The sequence below is a fragment of the Pseudomonas sp. GM49 genome, assembly GCF_000282355.1.
Classification (GTDB): Bacteria; Pseudomonadota; Gammaproteobacteria; order Pseudomonadales; family Pseudomonadaceae; genus Aquipseudomonas.
Genome location: NZ_AKJL01000201.1, coordinates 1 through 2,385 on the forward strand (window position 1 = coordinate 1; position 2,385 = coordinate 2,385).

Annotated in this window: 1 protein-coding gene; it reads right to left on the bottom strand. The window is 62.3% G+C overall.

Going from position 1 to position 2,385, the window contains the following annotated elements; genetic code table 11:
- The coding region (locus PMI29_RS11245; RefSeq protein ID WP_007999812.1) for a peroxidase family protein at positions 1 to 2,385 on the bottom strand (2,385 nt) is incomplete at both ends.

Sequence of the window (2,385 nt, forward strand, 5' to 3'; positions counted from 1 at the left end):
CGGGAACGGCAGTGACAGGTGTCAGCAGCCACTCGTTCAGGAACGACACATCGCCACTTGCCGCTGTCGCCAGGACCACATCCTTGGTGTGATCGACCAGGCGGTTATGCTCATGGTGGAAGATGGAATGGACGGTGGTCAGACCGATGTTCTCGTTGACCCGACCGTCGCCGGCGATGTAGTGCGCGTCCAACAGTTCGTTGTCGTAGAAGCCCGGCGCAGGTGTACCACCCACGACATTGTCCGCATCGGGCAGCAGTGCTGCGCCGGTCTGGTCGTCGATCGGAACGGCGGTGTGCGCGATGTCGTTGAGGAAGGCATGGCCGGTGCGCGCGGCGTTGACCAGGCTGATGGGCGCCGCCGGATTGCCTTCAACCAACACATCGTCGGCCGTGCCGGCAATGCCATCCGGGCCTAACATCACCACCTGAGGAAAACCGTTCGGACCCTTGATGAAATTGCCGTAGGCGTCGGTTGCCAGCAATGGCACGTTGTTGAAATCGGCATCAGTGAGATTGATGCCGAGCAGATCATGGGCTTGCGCCTTGACCACCTTCCAGGTGGCCATGCCACCGATCCCGACGTCGTCGGCCGTACCGAACACGCCATCGGCACCCAGATCACGATTTTCGATCAACTTGCCGGTAGCCACCGGATCGCCCGCTGCGTTGAGCTCATAGGCACGCAGGAACACCTGGTGCGAAGGATGCGAGCTGTAGGTCTGGTTCTGGTCGACAAACGGCGAGGTGGTGTTGGTGTTCTCGTGGATGTCGTCGGCCGTGCCCAGAATGCCATCGGGGCCGGGCTGATTGGTGGCGCGTGTCAGCACCATGAAGTTGGTCGGGCTACCGGGCACGAACAGCGGGTCATCCGGCTGCAGCGGAATGAACACGGTGCCCGAGCCGCCTTTGGTGACGAGGTCCAGGCCATGGTCGAAGAACTGGCCGAAGAAGGTCATCCATTGGTTGAACGGCGCGGTCAGGCCCGCGTCAGGGCTCACGTTCGGGTCGAAGAAAGTCTGGAACGTCGTGCCGTCGGTACGGGTTCCGGTAACCACCTGCGCACCGGCCTTGAGGACATCGTCAGCCGTGCCAAGGACGCCATCCAGACCCGGATCGAAGGTAGCCGCGACCGCCGCCGGGTTGTTGGCGGTCTGGTCGACGATCAGGTTGCTGATGGTGCGCGGCTGCGAATCGATCACCAGGCCGCTGGTCTGGGTGTAACTCGTGCCGGCATCGGCCGGGCGGAAGTCAGGCGTGGTCAGGCGTGGGAATACATTATCGGCGGCACCGAACTCGGGATGGAGCAGGTTGTTTTCCGTCCCTTCGACCGTGCGCAAACCGAACGGCATCCGTACATTGTCGAGCAGCGTGTTGAGGTTCTCACCGGCCGCGTTGTGTTCCGCTATCTTGATCTGGTCAAGGATGAACGCCAGGTCGGATTGCGTGTAACGCACACCGTTGCTTGGGGCAGTTGTCTGCGGATCGATCAGCGAAGGAGCCACTACCGGGGCCGGTGCCGCGGCCACTACTGCGGTAGTGGGTGCCGAGAATACCTGCTCGGTCACACCATGATCGTCCGCATAGAAGGCTTTGACGCGAATTGCCAGACCGGCAAGATCCGACGTCACCGTGAAAGTGGGCTTGTCCGCTCTGGTAAATCCGATACCGATGCGGCCTGGCCCGAGGATGATGTCCTCGAAGACGCCCGAGCCCGGTGCCGCTTCAAACTGCCATATGTAACTGATGGAATTGTGGATCGCCCCGCCCGCGTTGTCGCCATCGGTGATGCCTGCCGCCGACACGGTCAGCGTCTGGCCAACGGTCGGTGCGGTGTTATCGACCGTCAGTGCACCCACAGGCTCGGCGTTGACCCCCTGCACGAGGACCACTGCCTGATCGGAGAACTGCAGCCGCTCGATATGGGTGAGACGGTCGGTTTCTTCCTTGCCGACATTGTCGGTCACGGTGACGATGTCGGTGCCGGCGATATCGAGGGGAACGACGGGATCGACGACGATGCCGTTGACGGCGATCGTGTAGTTCGCCAGAGGACCCATGAAGTTGACGGTGTCGAACGCAGCCCCGCCCGCGGATGTACCGGGCAGGATTTCACGCACGGCGACTAGCTGGCCAGGATTGAAGGTGCCGTTCAACATGAGCGGGATCATCGGCGTCATGCTGTCGAAGCTGGCGATCTCCGGTCCGGTGCCATCGATGTTCTGACGCACGCTGATGCGTACGTTGAGCCAACTGTCGCCGTCGATGAGGTCGCTGCCGCCACGGCCTTCGATGATGTCGCTGCCATCGCCGCCGAGGATGATGTTGCCCGCGCCGAACTGATCGTCGGCCGTCCCGCCGATACCGTCGGCACCGAAACCGGCGG